Origin of the sequence: Streptomyces sp. NPDC006332 (assembly GCF_040612855.1) — a bacterium.
GTDB lineage: Bacteria > Actinomycetota > Actinomycetes > Streptomycetales > Streptomycetaceae > Streptomyces.
Map to the genome: position 1 here is coordinate 23,923 of NZ_JBEXRA010000043.1, position 20,859 is coordinate 44,781.

Genomic DNA, 20,859 nt, shown 5'->3' on the forward strand with positions numbered 1-20,859 from the left:
GGTGGCTGTGCTCAACGGGGGCGGCTGCGCCGAACCCGCCCCGGCCACAGAGACGCCGCCCCGCACGGGTCACCGGATCAGCTCGTCACCAGCACCACCTCCAGGGTGCGCGGGCCGTGCACCCCCTCGACCCGGTCCAGCTCGATGTCGCTGGTCGCCGACGGGCCGGAGATCCAGGTCAACGGGCGGGCCGGGTCGAGGCGTTCGAGCGCCTGAGGCACCGAGGAGACGACCTGCTCGGGCACCCGTACGACACAGATGTGGTGGTCGGGGACGAGGGTGATACGGCGCCGGCCCTGGTCGGGGGAGCCGTCCAGGACGATGGTGCCGGTCTCGGCGACCGCCACCGCACACGCCGTCACCACGCTGTCCACCCGGTCCAGTTCGTGGGGGGTGCTCTCCTGAAGGTCGGGGATCCGCTCCGCCTCCGTCTGCGCCAGCCACTCCGGGTCCAGCCCCGGGGGCAGGACCACGGTCTTCGAGCCCCGCGCGGCCAGCATCCCGGCGATCGTCGCCGCCAGATCCGCGGCAGGGCAGCGGTGCACGATCGCCCGGTAGTCCGCCAGGTTCTCGGCCAGCAGATCCACCGTCTGCTCGACGTCCCGGTCACCGTGCTCGCGCAGATACTCCCGCGAGACGGCCTGCTCGTAGGGAGTGTCGTCGCGCGGTACGTCACTCAGCGCGCGCCGCACCCGGCCCAGGATCCGCTCCCTGCTGCTCACTTCGCGCCGTCCTTTCCACCGTGCGTACGCTGCCACCAGTCGCGGAACGGCTCCGCGGGCATCGGCGGCAGATCCCGGGTGCCGCTCCACGCGCTGCCGGGGCCCGGCAGGGTACGGGGATGGAAGCGGCGGGTGCGCGACGCGAGTCGCTGGCCGGTGCGCAGCGCCCCCGGACGTGAGAACGCCCAGCGTGCCGCGCGCATCGCCGCCCGCTCCGCCGCGTGCCCCTTGGCCGGTTTGAGGACCACCCTGTTGCCTTCCCGGATCACCTGGCCGCCCTCCACGACCCGTTCCCGCAGATGCACCAGCACCTCCGGAATGTCGATGGCCACCGGGCACACCTCGTAGCAGGCCCCGCACAGCGAGGACGCGTACGGCAGGGAGGCGTCGATCGCGCTCCCCGTACCCCGCAGCTGGGGGCTGAGGATGGCGCCGATCGGGCCCGGGTAGACCGAGCCGTAGGCGTGCCCGCCGGCCCGCTCGTACACCGGGCAGACGTTCAGGCACGCCGAGCAGCGGATGCAGCGCAGGGCCTGGCGGCCGACCTCGTCGGCGAGGGTGTCGGTGCGGCCGTTGTCGAGGAGGACCAGGTGGAAGGTCCGCGGCCCGTCAGCGGTCTCGGAGTCCGTCGTTCCGGTCCACATGGACGTGTACGGGTTCATGCGCTCGGCCGTCGAGGAGCGGGGGAGGGTCTGCAGGAAGACCTCCAGGTCCCGCCAGGTCGGCACGATCTTCTCGATGCCGACGACCGAGATCAGCGTCTCGGGCAGGGTCAGGCACATCCGCCCGTTGCCCTCGGACTCCACGACCACCAGCGTGCCGGTCTCCGCGACCATGAAGTTGGCGCCGGAGACGCCGACCTTGGCACGCAGGAACTTCTCCCGCAGGTGCAGCCGGGCGGCCTCGGCGAGTTCGGCGGGCGTGTCGGTGAGACCCTCGGGGGCCGGGCGGCCCCACTCGTTCATCTCCCGCGCGAAGATGTCCCGGATCTCACCCCGGTTGCGGTGGATCGCCGGGACCAGGATGTGCGAGGGACGGTCCTTGCCCAACTGCACGATCAGCTCGGCGAGATCGGTCTCGTAGGCCCGGATGCCCGCGGCCTCCAGAGCCTCGTTCAGGCCGATCTCCTGGGTGGCCATCGACTTGACCTTGACGACCTCCGACTCGCCCGTCTCCTGGACGAGTTCGGTGACGATCCGGTTGGCCTCCTCGGCGTCGGCGGCCCAGTGGACCGTGCCGCCCGCGGCCGTCACCGCCTCCTCCAGCTGGACCAGATACCGCTCCAGATGGCGCAGCGTGTGGTCCTTGATCTGCTTGCCGGCCTCCCGCAGCGCGGACCAGTCGGACACCTCGGCCACGGCCTTCTCGCGCTTGGCGCGGATGGTGTGCGTGGCGTGGCGCAGATTGCCGCGCAGGGTCTGGTTCCCGACCGCCTCGTGCGCGGCCTCGGGAAACGCCGGGTGGGTGGGCGGGGGAAACGCAGGCATCCCCACGAACGTGCCGCTCATACCTCCTCCTCCTGAGTGCTCGCCAGGATCTCCGCGATGTGCACCGGCCGCATGACTGTCCTGAGCCGGGTCATCGTCCCGCCGAGGTGCATCAGACAGGAGTTGTCGGCGGCGCACAGCACCTCCGCCCCCGTCGACTCGGCGTTGCGCACCTTGTCCGCGCCCATCGCCGCCGAGACGTCCGGGTTCTTCAGCGCGAACGTCCCGCCGAAGCCGCAGCACTCGTCGGCGCCCGGCAACTCGACCAGCTCCAGCCCCTTCACGGCCTGGAGCAGCCGCCGCGGCCGGTCGCCAAGACCCAGCCCGCGCAGGCCGTGGCAGGTCGGGTGGTACGTCACCGTGTGCGGGTAGTACGCCCCGACGTCCGTCACCCCCAGCACGTCCACCAGGAACTCCGTGAGCTCGTACGTCTTCGGCACCACCGGCGCCAGGGTGGCCGCGAGGGTGTCCCCGCGTCCCTCGGCCCTGGCCCGCTCACCCATCCGCGGGTACAGCTCCCGCACCATCGCCCCGCACGACCCGGACGGCGTCACGATCGCCTCGTAGTCCCCGAAGACATCGGAGAAATGTCGCGCCAGCGGTTCCGCCTCATGTCGGTATCCGGTGTTGTAGTGCGCCTGCCCGCAACAGGTCTGCGCCATCGGGAAGTCGACCTCGACGCCCAACCTGGTCAGCAGTTTCACCACGGCGCGCCCGGTGTCCGGATACAACGTGTCGTTGACACAGGTCAGGAACAGGGCGACACGCATCGCGGCTCCTTGTGGTCGGTCATCGGATGGGTGAAGCCTAGTCCGGGCCGGGTGCCGGGGGGAGCCCCGGTCACCGCCTGGCGAGCCGGGCCTGCGCCTCGTGCCACCGGGCCGCGTCACCGCGCGGCTCGTAGCGGGTCAGCGGCTGGGTGCGGACCAACAGCTCACGCATCCCCGCCAGGTCGCCCACGAGCCCGTGGGCCCGGGCCTGCACCAGCACGTTCCCCAGGGCCGCCGCCTCGGTCGGACCCGCGATCACCGGCAGCCCGCAGGCGTCGGCGGTCAGCTGGCACAGCAGCGCGTTGCGGGTGCCGCCGCCCACGATGTGCACGACGTCGACCGGCTGGTCGGCCAGCCGCCGCGCGTCCGCCACGGCCCGGCGGTGGGCCAGGGCGAGGGAGTCGAGGATGCACCGCGTGATCTGGGCGGGCGATTCGGGCACCGGCTGCCCCGAGGCTCGGCACGCCTCGGCGATCCGCTCCGGCATCCGGCCGGGCGCCAGGAACGCGGCGTCCCCGGCGTCCACCACCGACCGCAGCGCCGGCACCTTGGCCGCGTCGAGGAGCAGCGCTCCCAGATCGGTCTGCCCCCAGGCCCGTACGCACTCCTGGAGCAGCCACAGGCCCATGATGTTGCGCAGGTAGCGGACTGTGCCGTCCAGCCCCAACTCGTTGGTGAAGTTGGCCAGCCGGCTCTCCTCGGTCAGCACCGGCGCGGCCAGCTCCAGACCGGCCAGCGACCAGGTGCCGGTGCAGATGTACGCGAACCGCTCGCCGCCCGCCGGGACGGCCGCGACCGCGGACGCGGTGTCGTGCGACCCGACCGCCGTGACCGGCACCGGACCGGCGAGTCCGGCCTCCTCCAGCACCTGGGGCCGCAGCACGCCCGCCGGGTCACCGGGCTGCCGCAGCGGCGCGAACAGACCGAGGTCGATCCCGAGACGGGAGGCGATGTCGTCCGACCAGTCGCGTGTGCGGGGGTCGATCAGCTGGGTGGTCGACGCGTTGGTCAGTTCGGTGCCCTGCTCGCCGGTGAGCCAGTAGGTCAGCAGGTCGGGGATGAGCAACAACCGCCTGGCATGGGCCAGTTGGTCGGACAGGCGGGCCGCGGCCAACTGGTAGAGGGTGTTGAAGGGGGCGTACTGCAGGCCGGTGGCCGCGTACAGCTCGGGAGCGGGCACGGTCGCCCACACCTTCTCCGCGACCCCCTCGGTCCGGGAGTCCCGGTAGTGCACGGGGTTGCCGAGCAGCGCCCCGTCGGCGTCGAGCAGGCCGTAGTCCACCGCCCAACTGTCGATGCCGACGGAGTCGAGCCGTCCACCGCAGTGGGCTCCCGCCGCCCGCAGCCCGTCCAGGACGCCCCCGTACAGCCCGAGCACGTCCCAGCGCAGCCCCTCCGGCACCCGGACCGGCCGGTTGGGGAAACGGTGCGCCTCGGTCAGCTCCAGGCTGTCGGGGCCGACGCGGCCGACCATGACACGTCCGCTGGACGCGCCGAGGTCGACCGCGGCGTACGACTTCACGTTCGCGCTCATCGCAGGAAGGCGGCCGCGACACCGGCGTCGACCGGGACGTGCAGGCCGGTGGTGTGCGTCAGCTCCCCGCCGGTCAGCGCGAAGACCGCGTTCGCGACGTGGTCCGGCAGCACCTCGCGCTTGAGGATGGTCCGCTGGGCGTAGAACTCGCCCAGCTTCTCCTCGGGCACGCCGTACACGGCCGCCCGCTTCGCTCCCCAGCCGCCCGCGAAGATGCCCGAGCCGCGCACCACCCCGTCCGGGTTGACCCCGTTGACGCGGATGCCGTGCTCACCCAACTCGGCGGCCAGCAGCCGCACCTGGTGGGCCTGGTCGGCTTTGGTCGCGGAGTAGGCGATGTTGTTGGGCCCGGCGAACACGGCGTTCTTCGAGGCGATGTAGACGATGTCACCGCCGAGTTCCTGCGCGATCATCACCCGGGCCGCCTCGCGCGAGACCAGGAAGGAACCGCGCGCCATGATGTCGTGCTGGAGGTCCCAGTCCTTCGCCGAGGTCTCCAGAAGAGGCTTGGAGATGGAGATGCCGGCGTTGTTCACCACGAGGTCGACGCCGCCGAAGGCCAGCGCCGCCGCCTTGAACGCGTCGGCGATCTGCTCCTCGGAGGTGACGTCCACGGTCACCGCGACGGCCTTGTCACTCCCGCCGAGCTCCTCGGCGACCCGAGCGGCGTTCTCGGCGTCGAGGTCCGCGACCACCACACACGCGCCCTCGGTGACCAGGCGCTGCGCGATCGCCTTGCCGATCCCGCTGCCGGCACCCGTGACGAGCGCGACCCGCGTCGCGAGCGGCTTGGGCTTCGGCATCCGCTGGAGCTTGGCCTCCTCCAGGGCCCAGTACTCGATGCGGAACTTCTCCGACTCCTCGATCGGCGCGTACGTCGAGACCGCCTCCGCCCCGCGCATCACGTTGATCGCGTTGACGTAGAACTCGCCGGCCACCCGGGCGGTCTGCTTGTCCTTGCCGAAGGAGAACATGCCGACGCCCGGGACCAGCACGATCGCCGGGTCGGCGCCGCGCATCGCGGGGGAGTCGGGCTCGGCGTGCCGCTGGTAGTAGGCCGCGTACTCCTCGCGGTACTCGGTGTGCAGCTCCTTCAGCCGGGCGATCGCCTCGTCGAGCGGAGCCGTCGGCGGCAGGTCCAGGACCAGCGGGCGGACCTTCGTCCGCAGGAAGTGGTCGGGGCAGGAGGTGCCGAGCGCGGCGAGCCGCGGATGCTCGGCGGCGGCCAGGAAGTCGAGCACCACATCGGAGTCGGTGAAGTGTCCGACCTGCGGCCTGTCCTGCGACGCCACGGCACGGACGTACGGCGCCAGGGCCGCGGCGCGCTCCCGCCGCTCGCCCTCCGCGAGCGCCTCGTACCCGTCGATCACCGGGCCGAACGGCTCCGGCCTGCCCCGCTCGGCGAGGAACGCCTCCGCGGTCCGGATGATGTGCAGCGAGTTGCGCTCGCACTCCTCGGACGTGTCACCCCAGGCCGTGATCCCGTGCCCACCGAGGACACAGCCGATCGCCTGCGGGTTGGCCTCCTTCACCGCCGCGATGTCCAGCCCGAGCTGGAAGCCGGGCCGCCGCCACGGCACCCACACCACCGTGTCGCCGAAGCACTCCGTCGTGAGCTTCTCCCCGTCGGCGGCGCACGCCAGCGCGATCCCGGAGTCCGGGTGCAGGTGGTCGACGTGCGCGGCCTCCACGAGGCCGTGCATGGCCGTGTCGATGGAGGGTGCGGCGCCGCCCTTGCCGTGCAGGCAGTAGTCGAACGCGGCGACCATCTCGTCCTCGCGCTCCACTCCCGGGTAGACGTCGACGAGCGCCCGCATCCGGTCCAGCCGCAGCACGGCAAGGCCGCCCTCGGTCAGGGTGCCGAGATCCCCACCGGACCCCTTCACCCACATCAGCTCCACGTCCCCGCCGGTCACGGGATCGGTGGCGGTGCCCTTCGCGGACGCGTTGCCGCCGGCGTAGTTGGTGTTGCGCGGATCAGCGCCGAGCCGGTGCGACCGGGCGAGGAGAGCGTCGGCTTCGGGATGGCGTGCCATGTCTGTTCAGTCCTTCGAAACGAGGGTTCGGACAGCGCCCCTTCAGGGGCGCGGGTCTGTGTCAATGTGCGGCTCCGCCGCGCGGGCGCGACCAGCCACATACGGCCCGCAGCCTGCGACCGGGCTCACCCGGCAGACGCGAAACAGCCGCTCACGCCCCCCACCCGGCCTGCTGCCCACCAACCCGCTCCGCGACGATCTTCTCGGCCCACCCGGACCGCCGATACGCGGCGATAGGGTCGGCATCCAACCCCATCTCCTCGCGAAGCGAACGAAGCAGTGGCCGCACGTCCGTGTTGTACGCGTCCATGATCACGGCGTTCGCCTCCAGCACGTCACCCGACCGCTGGGCCTCGGCCAGGGCCTCCCCGTCCACAAGGAGCGCCTTCGCGGTGGCCTCCTGGACGTTCATCACGGACCGGATGATGGCGGGGATCTTCGCCTCGATGTTGTGGCACTGGTCCAGCATGAACGCCACGTCGGACGAGAACCCGCCGCCGCGCACGACCTCGTACATGATCCGGAACAGCTGGAAGGGGTCCGCGGCACCGACCATGAGGTCGTCGTCCGCGTAGAACCGCGAGTTGAAGTCGAAGCCGCCCAGCTTCCCCTCGCGCAGCAGCGTGGCGACGATGAACTCGATGTTGGTGCCCGGGGCGTGGTGCCCGGTGTCGACCACGACCTGCGCCTTCTCGCCCAGCTTGAGACAGTGCGCGTACGCCGTGCCCCAGTCCGGCACGTCCGTCGCGTAGAAGGCGGGCTCGAAGAACTTGTACTCCAGCAGCATCCGCTGGCCGTCACCGAGCCGGTCGTACACCTCGGCCAGGCCCTCGGCGAGCCGGTCCTGGCGTCCCCGGAGGTCGTCCTGACCGGGATAGTTCGTCCCGTCGGCGAACCACAGCTTCAGATCCCGCGAACCGGTGGCGTCCATGATGTCGACGCACTCCAGCAGGTGGTCCAGCGCCTTGCGCCGCACCGCGGCGTCCGGGTGGCAGATGCTGCCGAGCTTGTAGTCGTCGTCCTGGAAGGTGTTGGAGTTGATCGCCCCCAGCCGCACCCCCCGGTCCTCGGCGTGCTTGGCCAGCGCGGCGTAGTCGTCGACCTTGTCCCAGGGAATGTGCAGGGCGACCGTCGGCGCCGCTCCGGTGAACTCGTGCACTTTCGCCGCGTCGTCCAGCTTCTCCTGCGGCGTCCGTGGAACGCCCTGCTGGGCGAACACCTTGAAGCGTGTGCCCGAGTTCCCGTACGCCCATGACGGCGTTTCGACTGCCTGGGTCCTGAGAGCGGACTTCACCGCGGCGAGCTCGGTCATCGGGGCTCCTCTGTATGAATCGATTCAGAGCGCGAAGCTATGGGTCGCCCGTAGGGGTGTCAAGGGGTGCGGCACACCTCGTCCTCCGTGCCCTGACCGTGACCTTTGGCTATCGAAACATTTTCGAGGCGGACCCATTGACGTGACATGCGTGGCGCGCCTAACGTCCCGGCAACCAAGTTGAAACCTTTCACGACGCTGTGACGGATTCCGCCGGCGTCGTCGAGGAGCCCCTCATGACCCACCCGTCCGAAGCGGGTCCGGCCCCGGTGTTGTCGCTCAAGGACGTCTCCAAGTCCTTCGGAGCGGTGCGCGCCCTGCGGGACGTGTCCCTGGAGCTGTTCCCCGGTGAGGTGCACGCCCTCGCCGGCGAGAACGGCGCGGGCAAGTCGACCCTCATCAAGACCCTCGCAGGGGTGCACCGACCGGACGCCGGTCAGGTGCTCCTCGACGGCGCGCCCGTCCAGTTCCACGGCCCCGGCGACGCCCGCGACGCGGGAATCGCCGTGATCTACCAGGAACCCACGCTCTTCCCCGACCTGTCGATCGCGGAGAACATCTTCATGGGCCGCCAGCCGCGGCGCGCCCTCGGCCGGATCGACCACAAGGCCACTCACGCGGCCACCCTGGCGCTGATGCAGCGCCTCGGTGTGGAACTCGACCCCGACCGTCCCGCCCGCGGCCTGTCGATCGCCGACCAGCAGATCGTCGAGATCGCCAAGGCCCTCTCCTTCGACGCCCGCGTCCTGATCATGGACGAGCCGACCGCCGCCCTCACCGGCAGCGAGGTGGCCCGGCTCTTCGGTGTCGTGCGCACCCTGCGCGACCAGGGGTCGGCCGTGCTGTTCATCTCGCACCGACTGGAGGAAATCTTCCAGATCTGCCGGCGTGTCACCACCCTGCGCGACGGCGCCCGGATCTCCAGCGAGCCGATCGACGGCATGACCGAGGACGACCTCGTACGCCGCATGGTCGGCCGCGACCTCGAGGATCTCTATCCCAAGCTGGACGTCGACGCGGGCGAAGTCGCCCTGAGCGTACGGCGGCTGACCCGCGAGGGCGTCTTCACCGATGTCTCCTTCGACGTCCGGCGCGGCGAGATCGTCGGCCTCGCCGGGCTCGTCGGCGCCGGGCGCACGGAGGTCGCCCGGGCCGTCTTCGGCGTCGACCGCTGGGACGCCGGGGAGGTCGAGATCGACGGACGGAAACTGACGAACGGCGCGCCCTCCACGGCCATGGCGGCGGGCCTCGCCCTCGTGCCCGAGGACCGCCGCGCCCAAGGCCTGGTGATGGACATGTCCATCGAGCGCAACATCGGCCTGACCGGACTGCGTACCACGGTCAAGGCGGGTCTGATGAACCGCGCCGCCGAACGCGACCGCTCCCTCGACTGGGCCGTCAAGCTCCAGGTCAAGTACGCGCGGATCGCCGACACCGTCAACACGCTCTCCGGCGGCAACCAGCAGAAGGTCGTCCTCGCCAAGTGGCTCGCCACCGGCCCGAAGGTGCTGATCGTCGATGAGCCGACCCGCGGCATCGACGTCGGTACGAAGGCCGAGGTGCACCGGCTGCTCAGCCGGTTGGCCGCCGACGGCGTGGCCGTCCTGATGATCTCCTCCGACCTGCCCGAGATCCTCGGCATGGCCGACCGCGTCCTCGTGATGCACGAGGGCCGGCTCACCGCCGAGATCCCACGCTCCGACGCCACCGAGGAATCCGTGATGGCCGCAGCCACCGGGAGGACCGCCGCATGACGGTGACCGCTCCCAACCCCGCTCCCGCCGCCGAGGTGCCCAAGTCCAGCGGCACCCGGCTGGTGGACCGCGTCTTCAAGATGCGCGAACTCGCCATCCTGGCCGTCTTCCTGGTGATGATCGTCATCACCCAGCTGGGCAACAGTGAGTTCCTCTCCGAGCAGGGCATCAAGGACCTCCTGCTGAACGCGACCATCCTGATGCTGGTCGCCACCGGCCAGTCGCTGGTCGTGATCACCCGCAACGTCGACCTGTCGGTCGGCTCGACGCTCGGCATCAGCGCCTTCGCGGCCGGCACGTATCTCCAGGGCGGCGGCGACTCCGTCGTGGCGATCGCCCTCGCCGTCCTGCTCGGCATCGGCTTCGGGCTCCTCAACGGCCTGCTGGTCAGCTTCGGCCAGGTGCCCGCACTCGTCGTCACCCTCGGCACGATGTACATCATCCGCGGCATCGACTCCATCTGGGTCGGCTCCGAGCAGATCACCGCGGCGGGACTGCCGGACGGATTCATCGACTTCGGCTCCGGCGGCATCTCGGCCGTGCCGTACCTGGCGCTCGTCGCGCTCGTGGTCCTCGTCGCCACGGCGTACTACCTCAAGCACTTCGGCAGCGGCCGTGAGCTGTACGCGCTCGGCTCCAATCCGGAGGCCGCCCGGCTCGCCGGCATCCCCGTACGCAAGCGGATCCTGGCGGCCTACACCTTCTGTGGCGCCCTCGCGGGGCTCGCCGGCGCGATGTACCTGGCCCGGTTCGGCAACGTCGACTCCGGGACCGGCAACGGATACGAGATGACCGTGGTCAGCGCGGTTGTGGTGGGTGGCGTGGTCTTCACCGGCGGCTCCGGCAGCGTGTACGGGGCCGCGCTCGGCGCCCTGCTGCTGACCTCCATCAACAGCATGCTGCCCGCCCTCGGGGTCAGCTCCGTCTGGGTGCTCGCGATCAACGGTGTCCTGCTCATCCTCGCCATCGCCGTCGACCGGATCGTCGCCCTGCGCGTGGCGTCCGCACTGAAGAAGAGGAACGCCCGCCATGGCTGACTCCGCTCCCGCGCGCGCCGTCCGCTGGTCCGCCGTGAAGAGGTGGGACTCAGCCGTGGGCGCCCTGCTCATCGTGGTCCTGCTGCTGTCCTTCACCACGGTGGACGGCTTCGGCAACGCCCTCAACCTGTCGTTCCTGATCGGCAACACGCTCCCGATCGCGCTGGTCGCCCTGCCCATGACCCTGCTCGTGGCCTCCGGCGAGATCGACCTGTCCGTCGCCTCGACGGCGGGCCTGTCCGGCGCGGTGATGGGCGCCCTGTGGAACGAGGGCATGACGATCGAGACGATCATCCCGATCTGTCTGGTCCTCGGCGTGGTGTGCGGGCTGGTCAACGGCCTGCTGGTGACCCGGCTCGGGCTGCCGTCCCTGGCCGTCACCATCGGCACCCTCGCCGCCTACCGGGGCATCGCGCAGATCGTGCTCGGCTCGGACGCGGTGACCGACTTCCCCACGCAGTACCTGGACTTCGCGGCGGGACGCATCGGGGACACCTTCCTCCCGCAGGCCCTGCTGCCCTTCCTGGTGCTGCTCGCGATCGCCGTGGTCGCCCTGCACGCCACGCCGTTCGGCCGGTCGGTCTTCGCGATCGGAGCCAGCGAGGAGGCCGCGCGGTTCGCCGGCATCCGCGTCAAGCGGCAGAAGCTGATCCTGTTCACGCTGACGGGTCTGATGGCCTCCCTCACCGGCGTCTTCTGGGCCCTGCACTACGCCAGCGCCCGCTACGACAACGCCACCGGGCTCGAACTCTCCGTCATCGCCGCGGTGTTGCTCGGCGGCATCGACTTCGACGGCGGCAAGGGCACGCTGGGCGGCGCGATCGCGGGAGTCTTCCTGCTCGGCGCGCTGCAGAACGTGATGAGCCTCAAGGATGTCTCCGCCCAGTCGCAGATCGTCGTCACCGGCGTGCTGCTCGTCCTGTCCGTGCTCGGCCCCCGGGTGGCACGGCAGATCTCCGTCGCACGGGCGGCGGCACGCTCCGCTGGATAGGCCGTTCGAAAGCCGCGGGTTGTCTGTGGCTGGTCGCGCCCCGCGGCGGAGCAGCAGGTCAATACACCCCCGCGCCCCTTGGGGCGCGCCGTACTCCCCTTCTTGAAAAGGACTCACTATGCACAAGTCATCAGTTCGCCGTGCCTGTGCGGCCCTCGCGGCCGTCACCTCCTTCGCCCTGGCCGCCACCGCCTGCGGTGGCACCTCCAAGGACGACGTCAAGGAGGAGAGCGGCTCGAACGCCGCCGCCGCCGCCGGCAAGGCCGACCCGAACGCCGCCACCAAGAAGGGCCTGACCGTCGGCTTCCTGCCCAAGGCGGTCAACAACCCGTACTTCACCTCCGCCGACAAGGGCGGCGAGAAAGCCCTGACGGAGCTGGGCTCCAAGTACAAGGAGGTGGGCACCAGCAACGCCACGGACACCTCGGGCCAGGTGAGCTACGTCAACACCCTCACCCAGCAGCAGGTCGACGCCATGGCCGTGTCGGCGCAGGACCCGGGCGCCCTGTGCACCGCGCTCAAGCAGGCCATGAAGAACGACATCAAGGTCGTCACGTACGACTCGGACACCAAGCCCGATTGCCGCAACGCCTTCGTCTCGCAGGCCAGCGCCGAGGACCTGGGCCGCACCGAGGTGCAACTGCTCGCCGAACAGATCGGCTACAAGGGCGAGATCGCGATCCTGTCCGCCGCGCAGACCGCGACCAACCAGAACACCTGGATCGAGTTCATGAAGGACGAGCTCAAGGATCCGAAGTACAAGGACATGAAGCTGGTGAAGGTCGCGTACGGCAACGACGACGCGCAGCAGTCCTTCCAGCAGACCCAGGGTCTGCTCCAGGAACACCCGAACCTGAAGGGGATCATCTCCCCGACCACCGTCGGCATCAAGGCCGCCGCCCAGTACCTCTCCGGCTCCAAGTACAAGGGCAAGGTCAAGCTGACCGGCCTCGGCACCCCCAACGACATGCGCAAGTACGTCAAGAACGGCACCGTCGAGGGGTTCGAGCTGTGGGACCCGGCGAAGCTCGGCGAGCTGGCCGCGCGGACCGCGGTCGCGCTGTCCTCCGGGCAGATCACCGGCAAGGAGGGCGAGACCTTCAAGGCCGGTGGCATGGGCTCGTACACCATCGGCAAGGATGGCGTGATCAGCCTCGGCAAGCCGACCGTCTTCGACGCGAAGAACATCGACCAGTTCAACTTCTAGGAAGGCGGCGGTACTTCATGCAGCGCGTCTGTTTCCTGCTCAAGGTCCGTGAGGACCGGCTCGCCGAGTACCGCGAACGTCATGCCGCCGTGTGGCCGGAGATGCTCGAAGCTCTCTCGGCCACCGGATGGCACAACTACTCCCTCTTCCTGCGTGACGACGGCCTGCTCGTCGGCTATCTGGAGACCGAGGACTTCCAGGCCGCCGTGGCCGGCATGGAGGCCACCGACGTCAACGCCCGCTGGCAGGCGGACATGGCCCCGTTCTTCGAGTCACTGGACGGCGCCCGACCCGACGAGGCCATGAAACCGCTCACCGAAGTGTTCCACCTCGCCTGACAATGGAGTTGCCGACATGAGGAGACGCACCCTGCTGGGCGCCGCCCTCGCCGGAGCCGCGGTGACCCCCGCGTTCGCCTCCGGCACGGCCCGAGCCGCCGACCCTGGCCCTTCGGTCAGACGGACCGGCACGACCACCCTGGACAGCCAGGCCGTCTTCTTCGTGTCGTACGACGGACTGGTCAACAACAACTCGTTCCAGAAGAACGGGCTGCTCACCTACGAGGGCTACCAGTACGCCGCCTGGTACACCGCCGACCGCAATGCCGTCGTCGCCCGTCGTGTCCTCGGCGGCGGCACCTGGTCCACCGTCCAGGTCGGCCACACGCTCAAGGCCGACGACTCACACAACGTCATCTCCATGGGTGTCTCCAAGGTCGACGGCCGCCTCCACCTCAACATGGACTCGCACAGCGACGGCTTCACCTACGTCAAGTCGGTGGCCGGGCTGATGGACAACCCGTCCGGACTCAGCTGGACACCGGCCCGCTTCGGCGCACCCCAGTCGACGCTCGACGGACTCGCGCTCACCACACAGTTCACCTACCCCCAGTTCGTCTCGACCCCCGAGGGCAAGCTCCAGCTCAGCTACCGGGTCGCGATCTCCGGCAACGGCCGCAACGCGCTCGCCGAGTACGACGGTTCGAAGTGGACGGCGCTCGGCGAGTGGTCCAGCTCCACCGGCACCTACACCAGCGAGCACGGCTCCAGCACGGCCCGCAACATGTACCTGCACGGCATCGACTACGACCGCAACGGCCGGCTGCACACCTTCTTCACCTGGCGTGAGCAGAACGGCGCCGTGATGTGCGACGGTGGCGGCATCACCAACCACGACACCGGCTACGTCTACTCCGACGACCGCGGCCGGACCTGGCGCAACAACGCGGGCACGGTGGTCGGCACGACCGGCGGCTCGGACAAGGTCGCGGTCACCGACACGGGCCTCGTCGTCGACGCGCTCAACCCCGACCACTCCCTGATGAACCAGGAGAGCCAGGCCACCGACTCGGCCGGCCGGCCGCACGCCATCATCAGCTACGTCCCCGGCCGCTTCGGTCAGTGCACCACGAACTACGTCGCCGACCGCACCGCGAACGGCCGCGCCTTCCATCTCCGCAAGAACGCCTCCGGCAGCTGGCAGAAGACCGAGATCCCGGTCCCGCTGAACTCCAGCCAGCGCACCAAGCTGGTCCTGGACAGGTACGACAACGCGTATGCGATCTTCCCCTTCGGCCGGATCGCCGGAGCGTCCGCGGCCTCCGGGTACACCGACTGGAAGGTCCTCTTCGACGGCAGCGGCCTGGGCGCCTTCGGTGAGGTGGTGATCGACGAGTGGCGGGTCCAGGCCGACAACGTCCTGTCGTTCATGTACCAGGAGAAGTCGAGCGGCACGACCCCGTCGGCGCTGCACGTCGTCGACTTCGCACTCCCCGCGTGACCGGGCCGGATACGCGGTGTGATGACGGTAATGTGAGGGTCTCCCGGCCACCCCTCACCCTCGTGGAGGTCCCTGCCTGATGGCCCAGTCGGTGGGTATAAAGGACGTCGCCCGTGCCGCCGGAGTCTCCGTCGGCACGGTGTCGAACGTCATCAACCGCCCGGACACGGTCGCCACCGAGACCCGGGCCCGGGTGCTCTCCGCGATAGACCGGCTCGGTTACGTCCGCAGCGAGTCCGCGCGCCAACTGCGCGCGGGCCGCAGCCGGATCATGGGGCTGCTCGTCCTCGACATGGGCAACCCCTTCTTCGTCGACGTCGCGCGCGGTGCCGAGCGGGCCGCGCGGGAGGCCGGACTCGGTGTGATGGTCTGCAACAGCGCCCAGAACCCGGGCGAGGAGGCGGAGTACCTCTCCCTGTTCGCCGAGCAGCGGGTGCGGGGTGTGCTGCTGACGCCGGCCGACGCGACCGGACGCAACATCGAGTCGTTCCGCCGCCACGGCATCCCCTTCGTCCTCGTCGACCGGGTCGCCGAGGGCACCACCGAGTGCTCGGTCTCCGTCGACGACGTGGCCGGCGGCGCGCTCGCCGTGCGCCACCTCGTGGACGCCGGACACCGTTCCCTCGCGTACGTCAGCGGCCCGCCGGGGCTCAACCAGGTCCGGGACCGCCGTACCGGCGCCCTGAACGCGCTCGCCGAGGCGGGCCTCGGCCCCCAGTGCCTGCGCGAGCTGCCCACCGAGCGGCTGGACGTGGCCGCCGGACGCGACGCCGGCGCACGCCTGCTCGGCCTCGCCGACCGCCCGACCGCCGTGTTCTGCGCCAACGACCTGCTCGCCCTCGGTGTCCTGCAGGCCATGTACGCGGCCGGCGTCAAGGTCCCCGACGACCTCGCGATCGTCGGCTACGACGACATCGAGTTCGCGGCCGCCGCGGCCGTCCCGCTCACCTCGGTCCGCCAGCCCGCCGTCACCATGGGCGCCCTGGCCGCCGAACTCCTCCTGGAGGAGACGGAGGCGGAGGGCGCCTCACGCGGTCACGACCACCGGCGGGTGGTGCTCCAGCCCGAACTGGTGGTCCGACGCTCCAGCCTCTCGGCGCGCTGAACCGGTCGGAGTCCCTCGGCGCGCTGAACGGGCGTCGCCCGCCGAGGCCGTCGGCGCGCACTAGTCTGCGGTCATGACCGAGCCGAAGCCCGCGCAGCTCCAGCCCATGCCCGACGACTGGCACCGTGCCCTCGCGGTCGTGGCGCACCCGGACGACCTCGAGTACGGCTGCTCCGCGGCGATCGCCGCCTGGACAGACGCGGGCCGCGAGGTCGCCTACGTCCTCGCCAGCCGCGGGGAGGCCGGCATCGACACGCTGGAGCCCGCCGAGTGCGGCCCGCTGCGTGAGCGCGAGCAGCGGGCGAGCGCGGCCCGAGTGGGTGTGTCGGTGGTGGAGTTCCTCGACCACCGGGACGGGATCATCGAGTACGGCACCGCGCTGCGCCGCGACATCGCCGCCGCGATCCGCAGGCACCGGCCCGAGCTGGTCATCACCCTCAACCACCGGGACACCTGGGGAGGGGTCGCCTGGAACACCCCGGACCACGTGGCGGTCGGGCGTGCCACGCTGGACGCGGCGGGCGACGCGGGCAACCGCTGGATCTTCCCGGAGCTCGGCGAGCAGGGCCTGCGGCCGTGGAACGGCGTCCGCTGGGTCGCGGTCGCGGGCTCCAGCACGCCCACGCACGCCGTGGACGCGGGGCCGGGTCTGGAGCGGGCGGTGCACTCGCTGCTGGAACACCGCACCTACATCGAGGCGCTCACGGACGAGGACCCCGAGACGTACGCCCGCGGCTTCCTGACGGGTAACGCCGCCGCGACCGGAGAGCGCTTCGGCGGGAAGCCGGCTGTCGCGTTCGAGGTGTTCGGCCGATAGCCCGGGGCCGGGCGCATGTCGACGAGAAGACCGACGTGGTTGGATCATCACGCCTCGACTCGGCAATGGACTGGACATGGGGGGACGGTATGGGGGACGGCGTGAACGGGACGGAACTGCTGGCGGACCGCTTCGAGGAACACCGCGGGCACCTGAGGGCGGTGGCCTACCGGATGCTCGGCTCGCTGGCCGAGGCCGAGGACGCCGTCCAGGAGACCTGGCTGAAGCTGGGCCGCGTCGACGCGGGGGAGATCCGCAACCTCGGCGGCTGGCTGACCACCGTGGTCGGCCGGGTCTGCCTCGACCTGTTGCGCTCGCGCACCGCACGCCGCGAGGACCCGCTGGACGACACATTCATCCCCGATCCCCTGGTCCGGGCCCTGGACCAGGCCGACCCGGAACAGGAGGTCCTCCAGGCCGACTCGGTGGGTCTCGCCCTCATGATCGTCCTGGAGACGCTGGAGCCCGCCGAGCGGCTCGCGTTCGTCCTGCACGACATGTTCGCCGTGCCCTTCGACGAGATCGCCCCGATCCTGGACCGCGGTGCGGCCGCGACCCGCCAACTCGCCAGCCGCGCCCGGCGTCGCGTCCAGGGGGCCACTGTCTCGGCCGACCGGGACCTCGGCCGGCAGCGTGAGGTCGTCGACGCCTTCATGGCGGCCTCCGTGGCGGGCGACTTCGACGCGCTGCTCGCGGTGCTGCACCCGGACATCGTGCTGCGGGTCGACTCGGGCGCCCTGGTCGGCGGCGCGGCCGCCTCGAAGCTGGTGCACGGGGCGCGGGCGGTGGCCGAACAGGCCATGCTGTTCCGGCAGTTCGCCCCGTTCGCCCGGATGGCACTCGTCAACGGCGCGGTCGGCATGGTCAACGCGCCGGACGGGCGCCTGCAGTCGGTCATGGGCGCCACCGTCGCCGACGGCCGGATCGTCGAGATGTACATCCTGGCCGACCCCGAGCGCCTCGCGGAGCTCGATCTGCCGGACACCCTCGATCTCGGCTGAGCTCAGGCGGCCCCGGCCGGTGTGCCCGGGGGTGTGGTCCGGGAGGTCCGCGGTGGGGTGAGCGGGCGGGTGGCCGCTCATGACGTGCGGGTAAGTACGCTGGTGGGATGCGAGACCAACTGACGGACCGGGCCGACCTGCGTGGCGACTGCGAGCGGTGCTTCGGCCTGTGCTGCGTCGCCCTGCCGTTCGCCGCCTCGGCGGACTTCGCTTTGGACAAGGAGGCGGGCAAGCCCTGCCCGAACCTTCGGGGCGACCACCGTTGCGGCATCCACGCCGAACTGCGGACGAAGGGCTTCAACGGCTGCACGGTCTACGACTGCTTCGGCGCCGGCCAGAAGGTCTCGCAGGTCACCTTCGGCGGCCAGGACTGGCGCACCGGCCCGCGCGAGCAGGCCCGTCGCATGGTCGACGTGTTCCCGGTCGTCCGGCAGCTCCACGAACTGCTCTGGTACCTCACCGAGGCCCTCACCCTCCCGGCGGCCCGCCCGGTCCACGCCGACCTGCGCGAGGCACTGGAGCGGACCGAGGCGCTCACCCGTCAAACCCCGGAGGAGCTCGACGCGTTGGACGTGGGGGAGCATCGGCAGGAGGTGAACGTCCTGCTGTTGCGTACCAGCGAGCTGGTACGGGCAGGCGTGGGCGGCCGGAAGAAGAACCGCCGGGGCGCGGACCTGATGGGAGCCCGCCTCAAGGGCGCCGACCTCAGGGGCGCCAACCTGCGCGGCGCCTACCTCATCGCCGCCGACCTCACCGGCGCCGACCTGCGCGCGGCGGACCTGATAGGCGCCGACCTGCGCGACACCGACCTCACCGACGCGGACCTGACGGGTGCCTTCTTCCTCACCCAGCCCCAGCTGAACGCGGCCAGGGGCGGCCCCGGCACCCGCCTTCCCGGGTCAGTCACCCGCCCGGTGCACTGGACACCGCGGCCCTGAGGGAGCCTCGGACCCGTCCGCCGCGGGAGACACCTCCTGGGGGCGGGCCCCCGGGGAGACATCGGCGGGGCGAGACCGCCCGTCCTCCGGTGAGGCGGCGGCAACGGACGCACGAGCGTCGGCCGAGGCCTTCGCCGCGCCGGACGGCCGTTCCAGCCGCAGCCGCAGCCCCTCCGGCATCAGGGTGAGCCGTTCGGCCACCCGCAGCCGGTACGCCGGGTCGGCCCGGAACTCGTAGCGGCGCAGCAGCAGGCCGAGGACCAGCGTGGCCTCGTGCAGCGCGAACTGCCGGCCTATGCAGGCCCGCGCCCCGGTCCCGAACGGTTTGTAGGTGTGGGGCGCCCGGGACCGTATCGCCTTCGCCTCGAAGCGGTCCGGGTCGAACCGGTCCGCTTCGGCTCCCCAGACCGAGGGATCCCGGTGCAGCATCGGCAGCAGGACCAGCGTCCACGCGCCCCGCCGCATCGGATGCGCCCCGGCCAGCACGGTGTCCTCGCGGGCCTCCCGGGCGAAGGCGGGCGCCGTCGGCCACAGCCGCAGCGACTCGTCCAGCACCCGGCGCACATACCGCAGCTTGGCCACCTGGTCGTAGCCGGGCACCTCGGCCTTGCCCCACACCTGCTCCACCTCGGCACGGGCGCGGGCAGCGACCTCGGGGTGGCGGGAGAGGTAGTGCAGGGCGAAGGAGAGCGCGCCGGAGGTGGTCTCATGGCCCGCGATCAGGAACGTGATGACCTGGCGCCGGACGTTCTCGGTCGACAGCCGTTCCCCGGTCTCCGGATGCGCCGTGTCCAGCATCCGGTCCAGCAGGTCCCCGCTCCCGCCGCCGCCCGCGCGCCGGGCCCGGATCAGCTCGTCCACCGTGCGGTTGAGGTGGGCGACGTCGGCCTCGTTGCGACGGGCGGCCGTCCGCAGCAGCAGTGGGGAGGGCACGGTGTTGAGGAGCTGCGCGTAGGTGAGGGTGCCCACCATCGCGGTCACGAAGGGATGCGGGCGGGAGCGTTCGAAGGATCCGAAGTCGTGCCCGAAGCCGGTCCGCGCGATCGTCTCCAGCGTCAGCTTGGTCATGTCCCCGGGCACGTCCACCGCCCGGCCCGCGGCCAGCTCGCGGTCCCAGTGGTCGGTGAGCCGGCCGGCCACCGCCACCATCATCGCGTGGTAGCCCTCCATGGCCTCCCGGTTGAAGCCGGGAGCCAGGACGTCGTGCGCCAGCTGCCAGTTGGGCTCGTGGTTGTACGCCGTGAACAGCCCGTCCCCGGCCACCGGCCGCAGATTGGCCACCCCGAGCCCCACGTGCTTGGCGAACCGGGACTCGTCCGCCAGGTCGGTCACGAGATCCGCGCCCCAGGTGAACACGAACTCCCGGCCGAAGGCCTTGCGCCGGAAGATCGGCCCCAGCCGGCGGGCGTGGCGGAGGGTGTCCTGCAGCGGTGCGCGCCCGCTCGCGCCGATCACGTCACCCAGCAGCGGCAGCCGACGGGGCGGGTGCGGGATGCGGTGCAGCTTCGGCCAGCCGAGCTCGGCGCCACGGAATCCCTTCGGCAGCACGTTGCCCGTCCTCGTATCCGCCATGACGCCAACTCCCTTGATCCAGGCGCGGGTTCGACCATGTTGTACACGGGTTCAATAGCGTCTCAGTCTCGTCCCGCTGGTGAATCGAGGTCAAGTAAAGTGCGGGCATGTCCGCGGAACAGGGCGAGCGCGCGCGTCGTCGGCTCAGCACCGAGGAGCGCCGGGGGCAACTGCTCTCGGTGGGCACGCGACTGTTCTCGGAGAGTCCCTACGACGAGGTCCGGATCGAACAGGTCGCCGAGATCGCGGGCGTCTCGCGCGGGCTGCTCTACCACTACTTCCCCACCAAACGGGACTTCTTCGCTGCGGTCGTCGAGCATGAGAGCGCGCGCATGCTGCGCATGACACAGGCCGTTCCCGGCATGCCGGTCCGTGAGCAACTCACCGCCGGCCTGGACACGTACCTGGAATACGTCAGGGCCCACGCGCACGGCTACCGCGCCTTCCACCGTGCCGACGCGGCCGGCGACCGCACGGTACGCAGGGTCTACCGGCGGGCGCTGGCCGCGCAGGAGCGCCAGATCCTCGCCGCACTCGTCGCGGACCCCGAGTTCGGTCCCCTCCTGGACACGCGCCCCGACCTCGCCCTGGCCGTCCGCGGCTGGCTGGCCTTCACCACCGCCGTCTGCCTGGAATGGCTGCGCGGCTCGAACCTCTCCCACGACCAGGTGCGGGACCTGTGCGCACGGGCACTGCTGGGCGTCCTCGCGCCCTGAGCGCACGTGACGTGCGGGGACGAGAGGCTCTGAAGAGCGCCCCCGATGCTTGAACGCGCGCGGCTCACTCACGGCCCCCTG

18 protein-coding genes are annotated in these 20,859 nt (G+C 70.9%); 11 read left to right on the top strand and 7 right to left on the bottom strand.

Annotated elements, in window-relative coordinates; all coding sequences use genetic code 11:
- Positions 1-77 precede the first annotated feature (77 nt).
- The 6 genes from ABZ027_RS31000 to rhaI form a co-directional block, all read right to left on the bottom strand.
- Positions 78-722, bottom strand: coding sequence for an LUD domain-containing protein (locus ABZ027_RS31000; RefSeq protein ID WP_356774032.1), 645 nt, complete (start codon positions 720-722; stop codon positions 78-80).
- Positions 719-2,230 carry a LutB/LldF family L-lactate oxidation iron-sulfur protein gene (locus tag ABZ027_RS31005; protein ID WP_356774034.1) on the bottom strand — a complete coding sequence of 504 codons (1,512 nt, stop codon included), beginning with the start codon at positions 2,228-2,230 and terminating at the stop codon, positions 719-721. The genes ABZ027_RS31000 and ABZ027_RS31005 overlap by 4 nt, the downstream gene beginning before the upstream one ends.
- Positions 2,227-2,979 (bottom strand): (Fe-S)-binding protein, encoded by a 753-nt coding sequence (locus tag ABZ027_RS31010; RefSeq protein WP_356774036.1) that lies wholly within the window; start codon positions 2,977-2,979, stop codon positions 2,227-2,229. The genes ABZ027_RS31005 and ABZ027_RS31010 overlap by 4 nt, the downstream gene beginning before the upstream one ends.
- A gap of 70 nt (positions 2,980-3,049) precedes the next feature.
- A complete protein-coding gene (locus ABZ027_RS31015; protein ID WP_356774038.1) occupies positions 3,050-4,513 on the bottom strand; it encodes a rhamnulokinase family protein in 1,464 nt (487 codons plus the stop codon).
- The gene (locus tag ABZ027_RS31020) at positions 4,510-6,549 is read right to left on the bottom strand and encodes a bifunctional aldolase/short-chain dehydrogenase (RefSeq protein WP_356774040.1); all 2,040 of its coding nucleotides are present in this window, start codon (positions 6,547-6,549) and stop codon (positions 4,510-4,512) included. Before ABZ027_RS31020 ends, ABZ027_RS31015 begins: the two co-directional genes overlap by 4 nt.
- Before the next feature lie 151 nt (positions 6,550-6,700).
- A complete protein-coding gene (gene rhaI, locus ABZ027_RS31025; RefSeq protein ID WP_356774042.1) occupies positions 6,701-7,861 on the bottom strand; it encodes an L-rhamnose isomerase in 1,161 nt (386 codons plus the stop codon).
- Between the two features lie 236 nt (positions 7,862-8,097).
- Between rhaI and ABZ027_RS31030 the strand changes: the two genes are divergently transcribed.
- From ABZ027_RS31030 to ABZ027_RS31075, 10 genes are all read left to right on the top strand, one after another.
- Positions 8,098-9,615, top strand: coding sequence for a sugar ABC transporter ATP-binding protein (locus ABZ027_RS31030; protein WP_356774044.1), 1,518 nt, complete (start codon positions 8,098-8,100; stop codon positions 9,613-9,615).
- Entirely contained in the window at positions 9,612-10,652 is a 1,041-nt protein-coding gene (locus ABZ027_RS31035) for an ABC transporter permease (protein WP_356774046.1), read from the top strand. The genes ABZ027_RS31030 and ABZ027_RS31035 overlap by 4 nt, the downstream gene beginning before the upstream one ends.
- Entirely contained in the window at positions 10,645-11,643 is a 999-nt protein-coding gene (locus tag ABZ027_RS31040; protein ID WP_356774048.1) for an ABC transporter permease, read from the top strand. The genes ABZ027_RS31035 and ABZ027_RS31040 overlap by 8 nt, the downstream gene beginning before the upstream one ends.
- Before the next feature lie 118 nt (positions 11,644-11,761).
- Positions 11,762-12,850, top strand: a complete 1,089-nt coding sequence (rhaS, locus tag ABZ027_RS31045; protein WP_356774050.1) for a rhamnose ABC transporter substrate-binding protein — start codon at positions 11,762-11,764, stop codon at positions 12,848-12,850.
- Positions 12,851-12,867: 17 nt separating this feature from the next.
- On the top strand, positions 12,868-13,188 hold the full coding sequence (locus ABZ027_RS31050; protein ID WP_356774052.1) for an L-rhamnose mutarotase: 321 nt from the start codon (positions 12,868-12,870) through the stop codon (positions 13,186-13,188).
- A 16-nt stretch (positions 13,189-13,204) separates the two neighbouring features.
- Positions 13,205-14,629, top strand: coding sequence for a BNR repeat-containing protein (locus ABZ027_RS31055; protein WP_356774054.1), 1,425 nt, complete (start codon positions 13,205-13,207; stop codon positions 14,627-14,629).
- A 79-nt stretch (positions 14,630-14,708) separates the two neighbouring features.
- Complete coding sequence (locus ABZ027_RS31060) at positions 14,709-15,734, top strand: LacI family DNA-binding transcriptional regulator (protein WP_356774056.1); 1,026 nt, start codon at positions 14,709-14,711, stop codon at positions 15,732-15,734.
- A 73-nt stretch (positions 15,735-15,807) separates the two neighbouring features.
- The gene (locus ABZ027_RS31065) at positions 15,808-16,551 is read left to right on the top strand and encodes a PIG-L deacetylase family protein (RefSeq protein ID WP_356774058.1); all 744 of its coding nucleotides are present in this window, start codon (positions 15,808-15,810) and stop codon (positions 16,549-16,551) included.
- Positions 16,552-16,652: 101 nt separating this feature from the next.
- Positions 16,653-17,552, top strand: coding sequence for an RNA polymerase sigma factor SigJ (sigJ, locus tag ABZ027_RS31070; protein WP_356774060.1), 900 nt, complete (start codon positions 16,653-16,655; stop codon positions 17,550-17,552).
- 107 nt (positions 17,553-17,659) lie between these two features.
- Positions 17,660-18,490, top strand: a complete 831-nt coding sequence (locus ABZ027_RS31075) for a pentapeptide repeat-containing protein (protein ID WP_356774062.1) — start codon at positions 17,660-17,662, stop codon at positions 18,488-18,490.
- Here ABZ027_RS31075 and ABZ027_RS31080 read toward each other — a convergent pair.
- Positions 18,452-20,062: a cytochrome P450 gene (locus ABZ027_RS31080; RefSeq protein WP_356774064.1), complete on the bottom strand. Its 1,611-nt coding sequence runs from the start codon at positions 20,060-20,062 to the stop codon at positions 18,452-18,454. The two genes, ABZ027_RS31075 and ABZ027_RS31080, sit on opposite strands and share 39 nt — an antisense overlap.
- A 107-nt stretch (positions 20,063-20,169) precedes the next feature.
- Between ABZ027_RS31080 and ABZ027_RS31085 the strand changes: the two genes are divergently transcribed.
- Complete coding sequence (locus ABZ027_RS31085; protein ID WP_356774066.1) at positions 20,170-20,778, top strand: TetR/AcrR family transcriptional regulator; 609 nt, start codon at positions 20,170-20,172, stop codon at positions 20,776-20,778.
- The last annotated feature ends 81 nt before the right edge of the window (positions 20,779-20,859 follow it).

What these genes read in the sequence shown, in the direction of transcription:
- ABZ027_RS31005 (WP_356774034.1), bottom strand. Translation starts at nt 2,230, where the DNA reads ATGAGCGGCACGTTCGTGGGGATGCCTGCGTTTCCCCCGCCCACCCAC.
- ABZ027_RS31030 (WP_356774044.1), top strand. Translation starts at nt 8,098, where the DNA reads ATGACCCACCCGTCCGAAGCGGGTCCGGCCCCGGTGTTGTCGCTCAAG.
- ABZ027_RS31085 (WP_356774066.1), top strand. Translation starts at nt 20,170, where the DNA reads ATGTCCGCGGAACAGGGCGAGCGCGCGCGTCGTCGGCTCAGCACCGAG.
- ABZ027_RS31020 (WP_356774040.1), bottom strand. Translation starts at nt 6,549, where the DNA reads ATGGCACGCCATCCCGAAGCCGACGCTCTCCTCGCCCGGTCGCACCGG.
- ABZ027_RS31060 (WP_356774056.1), top strand. Translation starts at nt 14,709, where the DNA reads ATGGCCCAGTCGGTGGGTATAAAGGACGTCGCCCGTGCCGCCGGAGTC.
- ABZ027_RS31080 (WP_356774064.1), bottom strand. Translation starts at nt 20,062, where the DNA reads ATGGCGGATACGAGGACGGGCAACGTGCTGCCGAAGGGATTCCGTGGC.
- ABZ027_RS31040 (WP_356774048.1), top strand. Translation starts at nt 10,645, where the DNA reads ATGGCTGACTCCGCTCCCGCGCGCGCCGTCCGCTGGTCCGCCGTGAAG.
- ABZ027_RS31075 (WP_356774062.1), top strand. Translation starts at nt 17,660, where the DNA reads ATGCGAGACCAACTGACGGACCGGGCCGACCTGCGTGGCGACTGCGAG.
- rhaI (WP_356774042.1), bottom strand. Translation starts at nt 7,861, where the DNA reads ATGACCGAGCTCGCCGCGGTGAAGTCCGCTCTCAGGACCCAGGCAGTC.
- rhaS (WP_356774050.1), top strand. Translation starts at nt 11,762, where the DNA reads ATGCACAAGTCATCAGTTCGCCGTGCCTGTGCGGCCCTCGCGGCCGTC.
- ABZ027_RS31015 (WP_356774038.1), bottom strand. Translation starts at nt 4,513, where the DNA reads ATGAGCGCGAACGTGAAGTCGTACGCCGCGGTCGACCTCGGCGCGTCC.
- ABZ027_RS31055 (WP_356774054.1), top strand. Translation starts at nt 13,205, where the DNA reads ATGAGGAGACGCACCCTGCTGGGCGCCGCCCTCGCCGGAGCCGCGGTG.
- ABZ027_RS31065 (WP_356774058.1), top strand. Translation starts at nt 15,808, where the DNA reads ATGACCGAGCCGAAGCCCGCGCAGCTCCAGCCCATGCCCGACGACTGG.
- ABZ027_RS31010 (WP_356774036.1), bottom strand. Translation starts at nt 2,979, where the DNA reads ATGCGTGTCGCCCTGTTCCTGACCTGTGTCAACGACACGTTGTATCCG.
- ABZ027_RS31035 (WP_356774046.1), top strand. Translation starts at nt 9,612, where the DNA reads ATGACGGTGACCGCTCCCAACCCCGCTCCCGCCGCCGAGGTGCCCAAG.
- ABZ027_RS31050 (WP_356774052.1), top strand. Translation starts at nt 12,868, where the DNA reads ATGCAGCGCGTCTGTTTCCTGCTCAAGGTCCGTGAGGACCGGCTCGCC.